13 protein-coding genes and 1 pseudogene are annotated in these 15,572 nt (G+C 71.4%); 12 read left to right on the top strand and 2 right to left on the bottom strand.

The window, feature by feature from the left end; translation table 11 throughout:
• The first annotated feature begins 96 nt into the window (after window positions 1-96).
• The 9 genes from HG543_RS41040 (at window position 97) to nadE (ending at window position 10,604) form a co-directional block, all read left to right on the top strand.
• Window positions 97-777 (top strand): hypothetical protein, encoded by a 681-nt coding sequence (locus HG543_RS41040; RefSeq protein ID WP_169350383.1) that lies wholly within the window; start codon window positions 97-99, stop codon window positions 775-777.
• A 171-nt stretch (window positions 778-948) separates the two neighbouring features.
• Window positions 949-3,378, top strand: a complete 2,430-nt coding sequence (locus HG543_RS41035) for an ABC transporter permease (protein WP_246357657.1) — start codon at window positions 949-951, stop codon at window positions 3,376-3,378.
• 165 nt (window positions 3,379-3,543) lie between these two features.
• Entirely contained in the window at window positions 3,544-4,404 is an 861-nt protein-coding gene (locus HG543_RS41030) for a hypothetical protein (protein ID WP_169350382.1), read from the top strand.
• 55 nt (window positions 4,405-4,459) lie between these two features.
• Window positions 4,460-4,951 carry an acyltransferase gene (locus HG543_RS41025; protein WP_246357656.1) on the top strand — a complete coding sequence of 164 codons (492 nt, stop codon included), beginning with the start codon at window positions 4,460-4,462 and terminating at the stop codon, window positions 4,949-4,951.
• Entirely contained in the window at window positions 4,948-5,538 is a 591-nt protein-coding gene (locus HG543_RS41020) for an acyltransferase (protein WP_246357655.1), read from the top strand. The genes HG543_RS41025 and HG543_RS41020 overlap by 4 nt, the downstream gene beginning before the upstream one ends.
• A 95-nt stretch (window positions 5,539-5,633) precedes the next feature.
• Window positions 5,634-5,882, top strand: coding sequence for an acyl carrier protein (locus HG543_RS41015; protein ID WP_169350380.1), 249 nt, complete (start codon window positions 5,634-5,636; stop codon window positions 5,880-5,882).
• A gap of 20 nt (window positions 5,883-5,902) precedes the next feature.
• Complete coding sequence (gene asnB, locus HG543_RS41010) at window positions 5,903-7,864, top strand: asparagine synthase (glutamine-hydrolyzing) (protein ID WP_169350379.1); 1,962 nt, start codon at window positions 5,903-5,905, stop codon at window positions 7,862-7,864.
• A gap of 144 nt (window positions 7,865-8,008) precedes the next feature.
• Complete coding sequence (locus HG543_RS41005) at window positions 8,009-9,586, top strand: class I adenylate-forming enzyme family protein (protein WP_169350378.1); 1,578 nt, start codon at window positions 8,009-8,011, stop codon at window positions 9,584-9,586.
• A 22-nt stretch (window positions 9,587-9,608) separates the two neighbouring features.
• Window positions 9,609-10,604, top strand: a complete 996-nt coding sequence (nadE, locus tag HG543_RS41000) for an NAD(+) synthase (protein WP_169350377.1) — start codon at window positions 9,609-9,611, stop codon at window positions 10,602-10,604.
• Window positions 10,605-10,625: 21 nt separating this feature from the next.
• Here the strand turns inward: nadE and HG543_RS40995 are convergent, their stop codons facing one another.
• Window positions 10,626-11,627, bottom strand: a complete 1,002-nt coding sequence (locus HG543_RS40995; RefSeq protein ID WP_169350376.1) for a hypothetical protein — start codon at window positions 11,625-11,627, stop codon at window positions 10,626-10,628.
• Between the two features lie 171 nt (window positions 11,628-11,798).
• Here HG543_RS40995 and HG543_RS40990 point away from each other — a divergent pair, with 171 nt between their 5' ends.
• Together HG543_RS40990 and HG543_RS40985 are read left to right on the top strand one after the other, a co-directional pair.
• On the top strand, window positions 11,799-13,373 hold the full coding sequence (locus tag HG543_RS40990) for a VgrG-related protein (RefSeq protein ID WP_169350375.1): 1,575 nt from the start codon (window positions 11,799-11,801) through the stop codon (window positions 13,371-13,373).
• A 193-nt stretch (window positions 13,374-13,566) separates the two neighbouring features.
• Window positions 13,567-14,343, top strand: coding sequence for a hypothetical protein (locus HG543_RS40985; RefSeq protein WP_169350374.1), 777 nt, complete (start codon window positions 13,567-13,569; stop codon window positions 14,341-14,343).
• A 3-nt stretch (window positions 14,344-14,346) separates the two neighbouring features.
• On the opposite strand, the gene HG543_RS40980 is transcribed toward HG543_RS40985, so the two are convergent.
• The gene (locus HG543_RS40980; RefSeq protein WP_169350373.1) at window positions 14,347-15,093 is read right to left on the bottom strand and encodes a pyridoxal-phosphate dependent enzyme; all 747 of its coding nucleotides are present in this window, start codon (window positions 15,091-15,093) and stop codon (window positions 14,347-14,349) included.
• A gap of 191 nt (window positions 15,094-15,284) precedes the next feature.
• Here HG543_RS40980 and HG543_RS40975 point away from each other — a divergent pair.
• Window positions 15,285-15,572, top strand: a pseudogene (locus HG543_RS40975) (sensor histidine kinase); the annotation flags it as partial.

Genomic DNA, 15,572 nt, shown 5'->3' with positions numbered 1-15,572 from the left:
TGTATAAGAGACAGGGGCAGGCGGGCGGCCGAGGGGATGTCAGACCCCTCCGGTAGTCTCCTTTCATCAACGAAGTCGGAAAGGAAAGAGGTCGCCATGACTGCCACCCGTGAGAACCCGCGCGTCTCCGTCAACAAGCTGGGCCAGTACCTGACCGCGACGCCCTCGCTGCGCAAGCGCATCATCCACGGCCAGAAGCACCCGGTGGACCCGCAGTACCTGCGCTACCCCGCCGCCGCGCAGGCCATCGTCGAGTTCCTCTGCGAGGGCCGCGACGAGGTCATCCTCCGCTACCACCAGCGTCGGCTTCTGAACGCCGCGCCCGAGTCGGACTTCGACGCGCACCGGCTGGCGCTGTGCGCCGAGGCGCTGCAGCACTGCCTGAAGTCCGTGGACGGGCTCGGGGCGCACGCGGTGGCCAGCCCGGTGCAGGAGGACCTGCCGCCGCTGGAGCTGTCGGGCGTGGCCATCAACGTGCGGCCGGAGGTGCTGCTGCGCAGCGTGGACGCGCAGGGCCAGATGCGCTCCGGCCTGCTGAAGCTCTACTTCTCCAAGCACACGCCGCTGGACGAGCGCGCCGGGCAGTACATCGCCACGGTGCTCCAGCGCTACGCGGAGGAGCGGCTGGAGCAGCGCGGCCCGGTGGACCCGCGCCTCGTCGGCGTCTTCGACGTGTTCGCTGGCCGGCTGCACTTCGCGCCGCGCGCCCAGCAGCGCCGGATGAATGACGTGAAGCTGGCGTGCGAGGAGATTGCCGCGCGCTGGAACGTGAACTGACGTCGGGCGCCCACGGGCCCGGGGCCGCCTGCCCCGTGTGCCCGTGGCCGGGGAGCCGGGCCCGGGTGTCCGTTTCCGGGACGCGACATCCCGCTTCCGTGCAGGGGGCGGGATGTGGCGGGGGGAGCTTGTCCCGCAAAGCCGGGGGGTTGCCTGAACACCGGGGCTGGCATGTCCTTCGCTCTGGGCATGGGGCATATGGACTCCCTCCGCCAGGACTTCCGCTACGCGCTGCGCACCCTGTCGCGCACGCCCGGCTTCACGCTGGCCGCTGGCATCACGCTCGCGCTGGCCATTGGCGCGAACACCGTCCTCTTCAGCGCCATCCACGCCATGCTGCTGCGGCCCCTGCCCTTCCCGGAGCCCGGGGCGCTGGTGCGCCTCTGGTGCCATCAGGAGCGCATCGAGACGGCGTCCGTGTCGCCGCCGGAGCTGCTGGGGTGGAGGGAGCACGGCCGGGGCTTCGCGCGGCTGTCGGGCTACGCGCGCACGGACCTCAACCGCACTGGCGTGGACGCGCCGGAGCGGGTGCGCGCGGCGCGCGTCACCCCGGACTTCTTCGGCACGCTGGGGGTGCGGCCCTCGCAGGGGCGCGACTTCACGGACGAGGACGCGCAGCCCGGGAACGCCGCGTCCGTGGTGGTGGTGAGCCACGGCTTCTGGAAGCGGACGCTCGGCGGCGCGGCGGACGGGGTGGGACGCACGGTGGTGCTCAACGGGCGCAGCCACACCGTGGTGGGCGTGCTGCCGGAGGACTTCACCTTCCCGGACTTCAGCGAGGACACGGAGGTCTGGGTCCCCCACTGGCTGGACGCGCAGGCGCACGGCCAGCACTACCTGAGCGTGCTGGGGCGGCTGGCGCCGGGGATGTCGCTGGAGGCCGCGCGGGAGGACCTGGGGCGGGTGGCCGTGGCCATCGACCGGGCGGAGCCGGGCCAGTCGACGCACCGGGTGATGGCGGTGCGGTGGCAGGAGCACCTCACCTCGAACACGCGGCCCATGCTGTGGACGCTGTGGGCGGCGGTGGCCTTCGTGCTGCTCATCGCCTGCGCCAACGTGGCCAACCTCATGCTGGTGCGGACGCTGGCGCGGCAGCGCGACGGGGCCATCCGCGCGGCGCTGGGGGCCAGCCGGGGCCGGCGCATGCAGCAGGCGCTGGCGGAGAGCGTGCTGCTGGCGCTGCTGGGCGGCGCGCTGGGGCTGCTGCTCGTGCTGTGGGGGCTGGAGCTGGTGCGCACCCTGCTGCCGGCCAGCATGCTGCGGCTGACGCCGGTGGAGCTGAGCGGCCCGGCGCTGGCCTTCAGCGTGGCGCTGTCGGTGGGCGCGGGGCTGCTCTTCGGGCTGGCGCCCGCGCTGCACACCTCGGGCATGGACGTGCTGCCCCTGCTGCGGCAGTCCGGCAGCGCCGTGGGCGCGCGCGCCCACCACCCGCTGCGCAACGGGCTCGTCATGGTGCAGCTGGCGCTGGCGCTGGTGCTGCTGGTGGGCACCGTCCTCCTGGTGCGCACGCTGCGCAACGTGCAGGCGGTGGACCTGGGCTTCGAGATGGACGGCCTCTTGGCCGCGCGGTTGACGCTGCCCGCGGAGAAGTACACGGACGCCCATGCCCAGCGGGCCTTCTTCTCGGAGCTGGAGGGCCGCATGGCGGGGCAGCCCGGCGTGGAGGCCGTGGGCTTCATCAACGACGCGCCCCTGGGCAGCTCCAACACGAATGGGGACTTCATCCTGGAGGGCGACACGGCCCAGCCCGGCGAGCAGCGCATGGCCGAGTACCGCGTGGCCAGCACCGACTACTTCCGCACCATGCGCATCGCCGTGCGGCAGGGCCGCGCCTTCGGGCCCCAGGATGGGGAGCGGGGCGCGCCCGTCGCCATCGTCAACGAGGCCTTCGTCCGCACCTACCTCGCTGGCGGCGAGGCCCTGGGCCGGCGGGTGAAGCTGGACTGGAACGGGGACTCGGCGTTCCACGAAATCGTCGGCGTGGTGGCGGACGTGCGGCATGACCAGCTCACCCTCCCCGCCCGGCCGGAGGTGTACCTGCCCATGGGGCAGGTGCCGGTGGGCACCATGACGTTGCTCCTGCACACGCGCGGCGCCGCCTCGGCCCTGACGGACGTGGTGCGCCGGGAGGTGCGGGCGGTGGACTCGGAGCAGCCCGTCTATGATTTGGGGCCCTTCGCGGACCGCGTGGACCGGCAGCTGCTGCGCCCCACGGCCACCGCGCGGCTGCTGGCCGCCTTCGCCCTGCTGGCGGTGGTGCTGGCCGGCGTGGGCGTCTACGGCGTCATGGCGTACAGCGTGGGCCAGCGCACGCGCGAGCTGGGCATCCGCCTGGCGCTGGGCGCGCACCCGCGCCAGGTGCTGAGCCTGGTGCTGGGCCAGGGCCTGCGCCTGACGCTGGTGGGCGTGGGCGTGGGGCTCGTGGCCGCCTTCGGCTGCACGCGGCTGCTCGCCTCGCTGCTGTATGGCGTGGACGCCAGCGAGCCCACCGTCTTCCTGGGTGTCGCCGCCGCCCTGGCCGCCGTGTCGCTGCTGGCGAGCTGGCTGCCCGCGCTGCGCGCCAGCCGCGTGTCCCCCGCGGTCTCCCTGCGCTCGGAGTAGCCGCGCCGCCCCGTCCAACACGCCGTGACGTCCAATTCCTCACGGGGCGGACGGGCAGTTGGTCGGTCCTCATACAAAGCCCGGAGTTCCAGCACTTATGGGCTCACGGATCTCTTGGACCCTGGGGCCTTTGACGGTTGCCGAGCGCCGGGTTTAAGAGTCCACATGCACTTTGAGTGGACCTTTCTCGTGAGGCTGAGCGCGCTGGTGTTGCCGGCGGTCATGCTCATGGCCCTCCACGGCGCGGCGTACGCGGCGCCGGCCTCCACGCCCACGGCGGGCGTGTCCCTGGAGAAGCTGTCCCAGCAGCGCATCTTCTTCGGCCATCAGTCGGTGGGTGGAAACATCCTCGATGGCGTCCGGCAGGTGGCCCCGGCCCTGCCCGTGGTGGAGGTGAAGTCCCCCACGGAGACGGTGGCACCGGGCACCCTCGCGCACGCACGGGTGGGCGAGAACATGAAGCCCGAGTCGAAGCTGGCCGACTTCGAGCGGCGGGTGGACGGCGGCATCGCGAAGGGGGCGGACGTGGCCTTCTTCAAGTTCTGCTACATCGACTTCAGCGGCACCACGGACGCGCGCGCCCTGTTCGAGAAGTACCGCGCGACGATGGACGGGCTGAAGGCGCGCCACCCGGGCACCACGTTCGCCCACGTCACCGTGCCGCTGACCACCGTGCAGCGCGGCGCCAAGGCGTGGATGAAGGAGCTGATGGGGCGGCCGGTGTGGGGCACCCTGGAGAACGTGCAGCGCGAGACGTTCAACCGGCTGCTGCGCCAGACGTACGGCGGCAAGGCGCCGCTGTTCGATCTGGCGGCGTTCGAGTCCACCGGGCCCGAGGGCCTGGCGGAGACGTACGAGCTGAACGGCGAGGAGTGGCCAGCCATGTCACCGGCGTACACGGATGACGGCAGCCACCTCAACGCCACGGGCCAGGTCCGAATCGCCCGCGAGTTCCTCGCCTTCCTGTCCACCCTGCCGGCGCCCGCCGTGCAGCCTCCCATTCCCGCGGTCCAAGCCACACCCTGACATGACCCCGACAATCCTTCCCGTGTCACGCGGGTGGAGTTCGCTCCTCTCGCGAATGAAGCTTCGGAAATGCCGGGTGGTGGGGGAAGCCCCCACGGTGCTCGGCCGCGTGTGGATTCACGGACCCGGAGAAATCCGCGTCGGCCACCGCGTGGTACTGGACGGACGGGTGGCTCCCATCGAGCTGCATGCGATGCGGGGCGGCAGCATCCTCCTCGGCGACGACGTGGTCATCGAGGGCGGCGCCTCGCTCGAGGCGCTCCAATCCATCACCATTGGCGCGGGCGCCCGGCTGGGCACCTTCTGCAAGGTGATGGACAACCAGCATCACCCGCTGCGGGGCAACCGGCACGAGCGGCCCGCCTCCGTCCCCCTCGTCGTCGAGGCGGGCGTGACGGTGGGCTCGCGGGCCATCCTGCTCCCCGGCACGCACGTGCAGCAGGGCGCCACCGTGGCCCCCGGCACCGTGATTTCCCGCCGCATTCCTCCCGCCGTGACGGTGGGCGGCTCGCCTCCGCGAGTGATTCGCCGGGAGGTGGCCGGATGAACGCGCGACTGCTTCCCGCTCCGCTGACGTCCGTCATGGCGCGCGTGCAGGACCTGCGCGAGTCGCTGACGCCCCGCGCCGAGCGCGCGGTGGCGCTGGCGCGCGCGCGCTGGCTGTTCCGCTCGTTCCAGACGGTGGGACAGAACGTGGCGGCCTACGGGCCCATGCTGGTGAGCAACGAGGGCGCGGTGGAGCTGGGGGACCGGCTCACCTTCGTGGGCGGGATGATGCCGAGTTCGCTCGTGTGTCACGAGGGCGCCCGGCTCGTCATCGGCTCCGACGTCCAGTTCAACTACGGCGTCTCGCTGGAGTCCTGGGTCTCCGTGCGGATTGGCGCCCGGTGCATGTTCGCGTCGTTCGTGCGCATCGCGGACCGGGACGGACGCACCACCGCGCCCATCGTCATCGAGGATGACGTCTGGGTGGCGCACGGGGCCATCCTCATGCCCGGGGTGCGCGTGGGCGCCCGCTCCGTCGTCGCCGCGGGCAGCATCGTCACGCACGACGTCCCCCCGGACACGCTCGCCATGGGCAACCCCGCTCGCAACATGAGCCTGGAGCTGGTCTCCCGCGAGTCCGGGGCCTGAGGCGTCACCCCAGGCAGGCATTCCCGTCCGGTCCGCCTCCCGCGCGGCCCGGGCCTCCACCCTTCTCACCCCCATACACAGACAGGACGGAATCCATGAGCACTCGTGAGCGCATTCGCGGCTTCATCGTCGACACCTTCTTCGTGGACGACTTCTCGGACGACGACTCCTTCCTCCGCAAGGGCCTCATCGACTCCACGGGGATGATGGAGCTGGTGGCCTTCCTGGAGCAGGACTTCGGCATCAAGCTGGAGGACCGCGAGCTGGTGCCGGAGAACCTGGACTCGCTGTCGCGCGTGGTGGCCTTCGTCGAGAAGAAGCAGCAGCTGTCGCGGGCCAGCTGAGAGGACAAGGGGGCCACGCCATGTGCGGCATCGCGGGTTTCACCTTTCCGGCGGGCGGGGACGCCGGGGCGGCGCGGCGGCTGCGCCGGATGACCGCCAGCATCAAGCACCGGGGTCCCGATGCGCAGCGGGCCCTGGTGCTGGACGGCGTGGGCCTGGGCCACACGCGGCTGTCCATCGTCGACCTGGAGGGCGGGCACCAGCCCATGCGGGACACCGCGACGGGGCTCACCGTCGTCTTCAACGGCGAAATCTTCAACCATGTGGAGCTGCGCGAGCAGCTCGCCGGGCACTACGCGTTCCGCACGCGCTCGGACACGGAGGTCATCCTCGCGGCGTTCCTCACGTGGGGCATCGACTGCGTGCGCCGCTTCGAGGGCCAGTGGGCCTTCGCCCTGTGGGACCCACGCGACAGGACGCTGTGGCTGTCGCGCGACAGGGTGGGCATCTGCCCGCTGTACTACGCGGAGCTGCCCGGAGGGCACCTGGCGTTCGGCTCGGAGGCCAAGGCGCTCTTCGCGGGCGGGTTGGTGACGCCTGCGCTGGACGCGCGAGGACTCAAGCAGACCTTCCAGCTCTGGTCTCCGGTGGCGCCGCGCACCTCGTTCGAGGGCGTGTGCCTGCTGCCACCCGCGCACTCGGCCCGCTTCCGGGACGGGAAGCTGGACGTGTTCCGGTACTGGGACCTGGACTTCGGCGTGACGCCGGACGCGGCGGACGCACCGAGGCTGCTGGAGGAGCTGGGCACGGTGCTGGAGCGCGCGGTGCGCCTGCGGCTGCGGGCGGACGTGCCGGTGGCGGCGTACCTGTCGGGCGGGCTGGACTCGAGTCTGCTGTGCGCGCTGGCGCAGGAGCAGCTCGGCGGCACGCTGCGCACCTTCTCCGTGGGCTTCGCGCACGCGCGCTTCGACGAGCGCCAGCATCAAGCCACCGTGGCGGAGGAGCTGCGCACGCGGCACCGCGTGGTGGAGATGCGTGACGGGGACATTGGCGGGCTGGTGCCCGGCGTCATCTTCCACGCCGAGCAGGCGATGATGCGCTCCGCGCCCGCGCCCTTCCTGCGGCTGAGTGGTTGGGTGCGGGACAACGGCATCCGGGTGGTCCTCACCGGAGAGGGTTCGGACGAGATGTTCCTCGGCTACGACCTCTTCAAGGAGACGAAGGTCCGTCAGTTCTGGGCGCGCCACCCGGCGTCGAAGTACCGCCCGCTGCTCCTGCGGCGGCTGTACCCCACCCTGTCGGTGAGCCAGCAGAACGTGGAGTTGTTGCGCGAGTTCTTCGGCATGGGGCTGGACGCGCCGGAGAGCCTGGGCTTCTCGCACCTGGTGCGGTGGGCCAACAGCGGTCGCATCCTGCGCTTCCTCGCGCCGGAGTTCGCCGCGCGCGTGGCGGACGAGGACCCGGTGGCGTCGGTGCTGCGGACGGTGCCGAAGCACGTGGCCCGGTGGCGGCCGCTGGCGCGCGCGCAGTACCTGGAGGCGAAGACGCTGCTGTCGGGCTACCTCCTGTCCGCGCAGGGCGACCGGATGCTGCTGGGCAACGCGGTGGAGGGCCGCTTCCCCTTCCTGGACACGGCGGTGATGGAGTTCGCCGCACGCGTGCCGGAGCGGCTGCGGTTGAAGGGGCTGGACGAGAAGCACCTGCTCAAGCGCTTCGCCCGTGGCAAGGTGCCCGCGTCCATCCTGGAGCGCGGCAAGTTCCCCTACCGCGCCCCCATCGCCGGAGCGCTGGTGGGCCCGGACGCGCCGGCCTGGGCGCGCGAGCTGCTCGCGCCCGAGGCGGTGGCGAAGGTGGGCGTCTTCGATGCTCGCAAGGCGGAGCGGCTGGTGGCCAAGCTGCGTGCACCCAACTCCACGGAGAGCGAGGCGGACACCATGGCCCTCTTCGCCATCGCGTCCACGCAGCTGCTCGCCCACCACTTTCTCCACCCGCGCCCTCCGCCCCAGGCGGACGTGGACGCGGTGGTGCTGGAGGCGGCATGAGCGCGGTGGACTTCTCCCCAGCGCGCGTGCGGCGACACGCGGAGCAGCCCTCGGTGGCGCGGGAGGCCGCATGAGCAGGGTGCACATCTCCTCAACGTGCGCGCCGCGACACACGGAGCCACCCACGGTGGCTCGGGAGGCCGCATGAGCAGGGTGGACTCCTCTCCCGCGTGGGTGCTGGCCCACGCCGCGCGGACGCCGGACGCGCCCGCGGTGGACTCGCCGTGGGTGCGGCTGAGCTACCGGCAGCTCGCGGACCGGATGCTGGCGCTGGCCGGCCACCTGCGCGCGGCGGGCGTGGGCCAGGGTGACAAGGTGCTCATCGCCCTGCCCCTCGGCCCGGCGGCGGTGGTGGCGGGGCTCGCGGTGCAGGCGCTGGGCGCGTGCGCGGTGGAGCTGGACCGCGAGGCCGGCGCCGCGTCGCTCGACGCCATCCTCGCGCAGACGGGCGCGCGACAGGCCTTCCTCTTCGGCCAGGACGCGCGCCGGTGGACCGGCAAGCCCGTCCTGAGTCACCTGTACGTCGTGCATGCCTCGCCTCCGCCGGAGCGCATGCTCCAGGTGCTCGCGCCCGCCGCGTGCACGTGGGTGCAGGAGGACGGCGCACTCGCCCCGGAAGCACAGCCCACGCCGCTCGACACGCTGCCCTCCACTCCGGCCGACGCGCACGCCGCCATCGTCTACACGTCCGGCAGCACGGGCACGCCCCGCGGCGTCATCCAGACCTTCGGCAACATCGCCGCCAACACGCGCTCCATCGTGGAGTACCTCGGCCTGACGCCCGCGGACCGCGCGCACCTCATCCTCCCGCTGCACTACTGCTACGGGAAGAGCGTCCTCCAGACGCACCTGCTCGTGGGCGGCTCGGTGTTCCTGGACCCTCGCTTCATGTACCCGCAGGTGGTGCTGGAGGCCATGGCGGCGGAGGGCAGCACCGGCTTCGCGGGCGTGCCCCTCACCTTCGAGTTGCTGAAGCGGCAGGCCAGCCCCGAAGCGCTGTCGAAGCTGAAGCTGCGCTACCTCACCCAGGCCGGCGGAGGCATGGCGCCGGACACGACTCAGTGGACGCGCGAGGCCTTCCACCCCGCCGAGCTGTACGTCATGTACGGCCAGACGGAGGCCACCGCGCGGCTGAGCTACCTGCCCCCGAGGCTCGCGAAGGAGAAGGCGGGCTCCATCGGCATCGGCATCCCCGGCGTGGAGCTGCGCGTGGTGGCGGAGGACGGCACGCCGCTGCCCGTGGGCGAGACGGGCCACCTCGTCGCGCGCGGGGCCAACGTCACGCCCGGCTACCTGGACGCGCCCGAGGAGACGGCGGCCGTGCTGCGCGACGGCTGGCTGTGGACGGGAGACCTGGCCTGGCGCGACGCGGACGGCTTCTTCTTCCTGGTGGGCCGCGCGAAGGAAATCCTCAAGGTGAACGGCCACCGGGTGAGCCCGGCGGAACTCGAGCACCACCTGGCGAGCCACCCGGCCGTGAAGGAAGTGGCCGTGGTGGGCGTGCCAGACGCGCTGGGCGGCGAGGCGGCCTGCGCGGTGGTGGTGCCGCACACGGGCGCCGAGGTGAAGGACGACGACCTGCGGCGCTTCTGCCGCGAGTCGCTGCCGGCGCACAAGGTGCCGAAGCACGTGGTGTTCACGGATGCGCTGCCCCGAGGCCCCGCCGGCAAGGTGCTCAAGGCGGAGCTGCGCACCCGGTATTCGTCAGTCGGTTCTTCGTGAAGCATCGAGAAGGGTGGACACGATGAAGTTCTCCAAGCAGGTGCTGGACATGGACTGCGAGGCCAAGGCGGCCGAGCTGTCCGAGAAGCTGCGCGAGGCGGTGCTCAAGAAGCTGAAGAAGCGCGGGCTGGTGGTGGCCATCTCCGGCGGCATCGACTCGGCGTGCGTGGCGGCGCTGGCGACGCGGGCCCTGGGGCCGGACCGGGTCTTCGGCATCCTCCTGCCGGAGCGCGACTCCAGCGGGTGGAGCTCGCAGCTGGGCCGCAAGCTCTGCGAGAAGCTGGGCATCAAGTACCAGCTCCACGACATCGCCCCCATCCTGGAGGCGGCGGGCTGCTACCGGCAGCGCGACGAGGCGGTGCGCTCGGTGTTCCCCGAGTTCACCCCGGACATGAAGTGGAAGATCGTCATGCACGGCGACCGGCTCAACACGGACGCGGTGAACTTCTTCTACGTGGTGGTGCAGGTGAACGGCGAGGAGCGCCGCTTCCGCCTCACGCCCCAGGCGTACACGCAGATTGTCGCCGCCACGAACTTCAAGCAGCGCACGCGGAAGATGATGGATTACTTCCACGCGGACCGGCTGAACTTCGCGGTGGCCGGCACGCCGAACCGCCTGGAGTACGACCAGGGCTTCTTCGTGAAGCTCGGTGACGGCGCGGCGGACGTGAAGCCCATCGCCGGTCTCTACAAGACGCAGGTCTACCGGCTGGCGAAGCACCTGGGCGTCATCGACGAAATCACCAGCGGCGAGCCCACCACGGACACCTTCAGCCTTCCGCAGTCCCAGGAGGACTTCTACTTCTCCGTGCACTACTCGCAGCTGGACCTGCTCATGTGGGCCAGGAACCACGGCGTGTCCACCGAGGAGGCCGCCGAGGTGATGGGCCTGACGCCCAGGCAGGTGCAGCGCGTCTACGACGACATCGACCAGAAGCGCCGCTCCACGGCCTACCTGCACTCGGCCCCGCTGCTGCTGGAGCCGGTGCCGGAGCTGGACACCTTCAAGATTGCCTGAGCCCGGGGTGCGGGCCGCGCGCTACTCGTGCGGCTCGCACTTCTCCTTCTTCACGGGGATGCCGCCCTTCTTGTCCTCGCGGACGTAGAGCTGCCCCTTCGCGAAGTACTGGGTGCGACCGCGAAGCTCGATGACGCTCCGCTTCGCGTCCACCACCTTCCACGCCAGCGTCTCGCGCTGGCCTCCGGAGAACTGGACGTCCACCGAGTACGCGCCCGCCGCGCCGGGCTTCAGGCCCTTCACCTCCACTTCCTCGTCCTCCTGGCCGTAGTCGATGTTCAGGACGCCCGGGGCCTTGATGTCGATGGAGGGGACGTTGGCGTCGCAGTACTCGTTGAGGATGAACCCCTTGCCCTTGCGGTCCACCGCCACCCAGCGGCCGGCGATGGGCTTCACGTCCACCGTGCTGGCCGAGGCGGCCGGAGCGCTGCCCTGCTGCGGCTGGCACTCGAGCTGCTCGCGCCGCAGCATGCCCACCGTCACGCGTTTGGCGGCGAAGCGCGCGGGGACGAAGTCCGGCTCAATCGCGGGCACGAAGGCCTGCACCGTGTCCCCCGCCACCACGAAGGCCTTGCGCTGGGTGTTCCGCGCGTCCGGGGCATGGAAGTACGCGCGGGGCGCCTTCACCTTGCAGGTCCGCGGCGGGACGGCGCCCTGCCGGGAGAAGGCCTCCTCCCCGGGCCAGCCCGCGCCACAGCACTCGGGGCTGCCGCCGGTGAGCGACAGCCGCCCGGGCTCCAGGCGCAGGGTCCACGTGTCCTCGGAGTCGGTGCTCTTCAGGCTCCAGCGCGTGGCGGAGTCCTTCTTCTGGAGCACCAGGGGGCACTCGCAGGTGCCCACGCTCTGGCCCTGGGGAAAGCCCGCCCCGTAGTAGAGCAACGTCTCGTTGTCGCCCTGGAGGACCGCCAATTCGGCGCCGTCCTTGCGGTAGACGCCCGTGAGCTGCTCCCCCGCCTGCTGGGCCGGGGCCACCGCCGCCCAGCCCGCCGCCAACAACCCCAGCACCGCGCTCTTGCCCTTCATCCGTTCTTCTCCCTGGTCCAACGAAACCGCGGAGCCCTGGAACCTACCCTCTCCGACATGAAACCCGGCCCCCCACGCAACATTTTGCGGGACCCGCGGATAATGGGATCAGGACTCACATCAGGTCGAGCGTCACAGGGCCTACAGGGCACCCGGCTGGGGAACGGACACATGACGAGCGTCAGCAACAACAGAAGCCACCACACGGTCAGCCGTAACGAGAATCTGTCGGGAATCGCCAAGGCCAACGGCACCACGGTCGCCGAGCTGGTGAAGCTGAACAAGATCAAGAACCCGGACCTCATCCACCCGGGTCAGGTCCTCCGCCTCCCCGGCAAGTCCGACGACTTCCAGGCGAAGCCCGGCACCGGCAGCAAGCCGCAGAAGCCGCAGAAGCCGGTGGACTCGTTCAAGCCCGAGACGAAGCCGACCCAGCCCACCACCGACACGTCCAAGCCCACCCAGGGCAGCCCCGCCTCCTCGAAGGACCTGGGCAGCCTGAGCCGCAAGTACGAGGCGCAGGGCCCCGGCACCGTGTCCACGGGCAAGGGCGACGCGGGCGGCGTGTCCTACGGCGCCTACCAGTTCGCCAGCAAGACGGGCTCCGCGAAGGAGTTCGTGGACGGGCTGAAGAACACCTACCCCGAGTACCACAAGGCCCTGGCCGGCAAGACGCCCGGCAGCGCGGAGTTCACCGCCGCCTGGAAGGGGCTGGCCAAGAAGGACCCGGAGGGCTTCTTCCAGGCGCAGCACGACGCCATCAAGAAGTCGCACTACGACCCGCAGGTGGCCAACATCAAGAAGGCCACCGGCCTGGACGTCACCACCCGCTCCAAGGCGCTGCAGGACGTGGCCTGGTCCACCTCCGTGCAGCACCGCAACAACTCGGACGACATCTTCAAGGCCGCCATGAAGGGCAAGGACCCTTCGAAGATGAGCGACGAGGACATCATCAAGGCCGTCTACGCCGAGCGCGGCCGCCGCAACGGCAGCGGCGAGCTGGTGCACTTCACGCGCAACTCGCGTGACGTGCAGGAGGGCGTGGCCAACCGCTTCAAGAACGAGGTGAAGGACGCGCTGGCCATGCTCAAGAAGGAGCAGGCGGGCGGCGGCTCCAAGCCGGAGGCGAAGCCGGAGACGAAGCCGGCCACCGAGAACAAGCCCCAGGGCAACAAGCCGGTGGAGGACACGGGCGCCACCGCGAAGCCGGACAAGGCCGCGTCGAAGAACGTCAAGGTGCCCTTCTACAGCCAGTACGAGGGGGGCCACGGCTTCACCCCCGGCGACACCGCGTGCTTCAAGGCCGCCGTCGCCATGGCGAAGGCCGCGGGCGCCACCGTGACGGGCCCGGACAACCGCATCCAGGTGGCCACGGGCGAGAACTCCAAGGGCCAGCTGTCCATCAACTCCAAGAAGGCCGCCGAGGGTCGCAACTACATCGACCAGCAGCTCAACGCGGGCAAGCCCGTCGTCGTGGGCGTGAGCCACAAGGACTCGGACTACAACGCGGACAAGCTGACGGACCACTTCGTGGTCATCACCGGCCGCGGCGTCGACGAGAAGGGCCGCACCTACTACACCTTCCACGACCCGGGCACGTCGCAGAAGGCCAAGGGCGCCGACACCAACCCGAACAACCGCTTCTACGTGGACGACAGCGGGAAGATGTACCGCCCGGGCAAGCTGGCCAACGGCTACCTCACCGAGCGCAACCTCGAGGTCGCCATGGTCCGCCGCAACGCCTGATTCCGGCTGACGGCTGAAGCACTGGAGCCGCGCGTCGAGCCCGTCCGGGCCACGCGCGGCTTCATGCGTTTCCAGGGGCCGACGCCCGCCCGCCGCAACCTCGGGTAGGACTGCCACGCACCCTGTGTGAGGGTGGAGCCCTCCGGCCGGGCGGGGTATGGAATACGCGGCCCCCGCCTCCGTCGGAGAAGACATGAACAAGCTCCTCGGTATCGCCTCCCTCGTCCTTGCTTCCGCCGCGCTCGGCGTGTCCCTCTGGGGCTCGGGAGAGAAGAGCGCCCCCGCCCCCGTCGTGCAGGAGGCCCCCGTGGGCGCCTCCCCGGCCGACGTGGAGGACCTGGAGCGCCGGGTGCGCGCGCTGGAGGACACCACGCTGGGCCTGTCCCGCCGGCTCATCGCGCTGGAGCAGCGTCCGGTGGTTTCCGCGGACGGCGGCGTGGTGGCCGGCGCTCCCGCGGCGCTCACCGCGGAGCTGGAGCAGCTTCGCGCCGAGGTCCGGAGCATGGTGGCCGGCGAGGCGCTGAACTCCGAGGGCGGGCGCGCCTACCTGAAGGACGCGGTGCGCGCCGTCCAGGACGAGATGCGCACCGAGCAGCGTGAGACGCGCCAGCAGGCGTGGATGCAGACCGAGGCCCAGGCCCAGACGCAGCGCAACGAGCGCGTGCGCAAGTTCGTGAGCGACGCGCGGCTCAACTACAACCAGGAGCAGACGCTGACGCGCCGCCTCCAGGCCGAGGACACGAAGCGCCAGGCGCTCCTGCAGGAGGTCAGCGCCGGCACGAAGAGCCCGCGCGACGTGCGCCAGGAGCTGCGCGCCGAGCGCGAGCAGACGGACCGGGAGATGAACGCGCTGCTCGACGAGGGCCAGAAGGCCCAGTACCAGGAGCTGCGGCGCGAGGAGCGCCCGATGCGTGGCGCCGGCTGGGGCCGGGGCGGTGGCGCGGGCGCGCAGCAGCAGCAGCAGCCGTAGCCCTCAGCCGAACGGAGGGCGCGCGTCATGGGAGATGACGAGCACCTCCTCCGGCCGGTGCTCCGCCCGGGCGTGGGCCAGCAGCGCCCCCAGGCCGTCGGTGCACGTCGCCCCGGCGGCTTCCAGCGGGACCTGCTCGCGGTACGGGTAGAAGAGGTCCTCCTCTCCCAGGCTCTGCTCCACCCAGCGCCGCCAGCCGGGCATCGTCCGGCCCGGCGCGGGCTGCAGGGCCACCACGTCGTAGCCGAGCGGCGTGAAGGCCCGGTGCAGCCCCACCACGGTGGCGCCCGTGCCGAAGCCGCACACGACGCTGCGCACGGTGGGAAACGCGTCGCGCACCCGCTCGCGCAGCCGCGTGGCCCAGGACTCCACGCACTCCACCAGAGCCCCATTGGCGAGCTGCCGGGGCCAGCACCAGCCCTGGTGCTCGTACCCCAGGGCCACCTCCCAGGCCTCGTTGAAGCCGCGCACGGTGCGCACCTCGCCACCGAAGCCCCGTGAGCGCAGGTACGCCGTGCCCTTGGCGTCCGTCACCGCCACCACCGGCAGCCCTCGCTCCCGGCCCAGCGCATCCAGCGCCAGCGCGGTGGAGGCGCCCGACAGCTCCACCAGGCCCCGGGCCTCCGGCGACACCGACTCCATGTAGCGCGCGAAGGTGAGGTACTTGAGGCTGCCGGCGGGGAGCGCTCCACCCCACAGCACCACCGGGCCCCCGGGCCCCGGACGCGACAGGGGAAAGTCGACGCGCATGCGTGCACCTCCAGCCACCCAACCTCCGCACCCGGACCCGCTCGCGCCATCGGCGCGTGCTCCCCGCTGTCAGCCCGTGGACCGGAAGTTCGCCTGTCCGCTCTCCTAGGGACACCATCCTCCGCCCCGAGGTGTAAGGGAAAGGTCTCTTGGGGCTGGCGGCTGTGAGATAGTGGGCGGAGGGGACTCCCATGCCGCGCCGCCTCCTTCCCACGCTCGTGGCCCTGGGCTGCGGCCTCCTGGCACTGGCCTGGGGGCTGGTCAGCCTGCAGCGCATCTTCCATCAGGAGCGCGAGGACGCCCGCGCCCAGATGCGCTCCCGCCGCGAGGCGCTGGCACACACCGCCGCGGAGGCCTTCCGGCAGAGCCTGGCCCGGCACCTGGAGGTGCACATCCCCGAGCTGCACTCCGCGGTGGGAGACCCGCTCGCCCCGGGCGAGGGCTTCTACCTCCTCTTCCGCGACCACCAGTTCCTCCCC

Source organism: Pyxidicoccus fallax, assembly GCF_012933655.1.
In the GTDB taxonomy this organism is placed as follows: domain Bacteria; phylum Myxococcota; class Myxococcia; order Myxococcales; family Myxococcaceae; genus Myxococcus; species Myxococcus fallax.
Note: the sequence above shows the minus strand (reverse complement) of the source record. Positions and strands in the feature narration are given on the sequence as shown.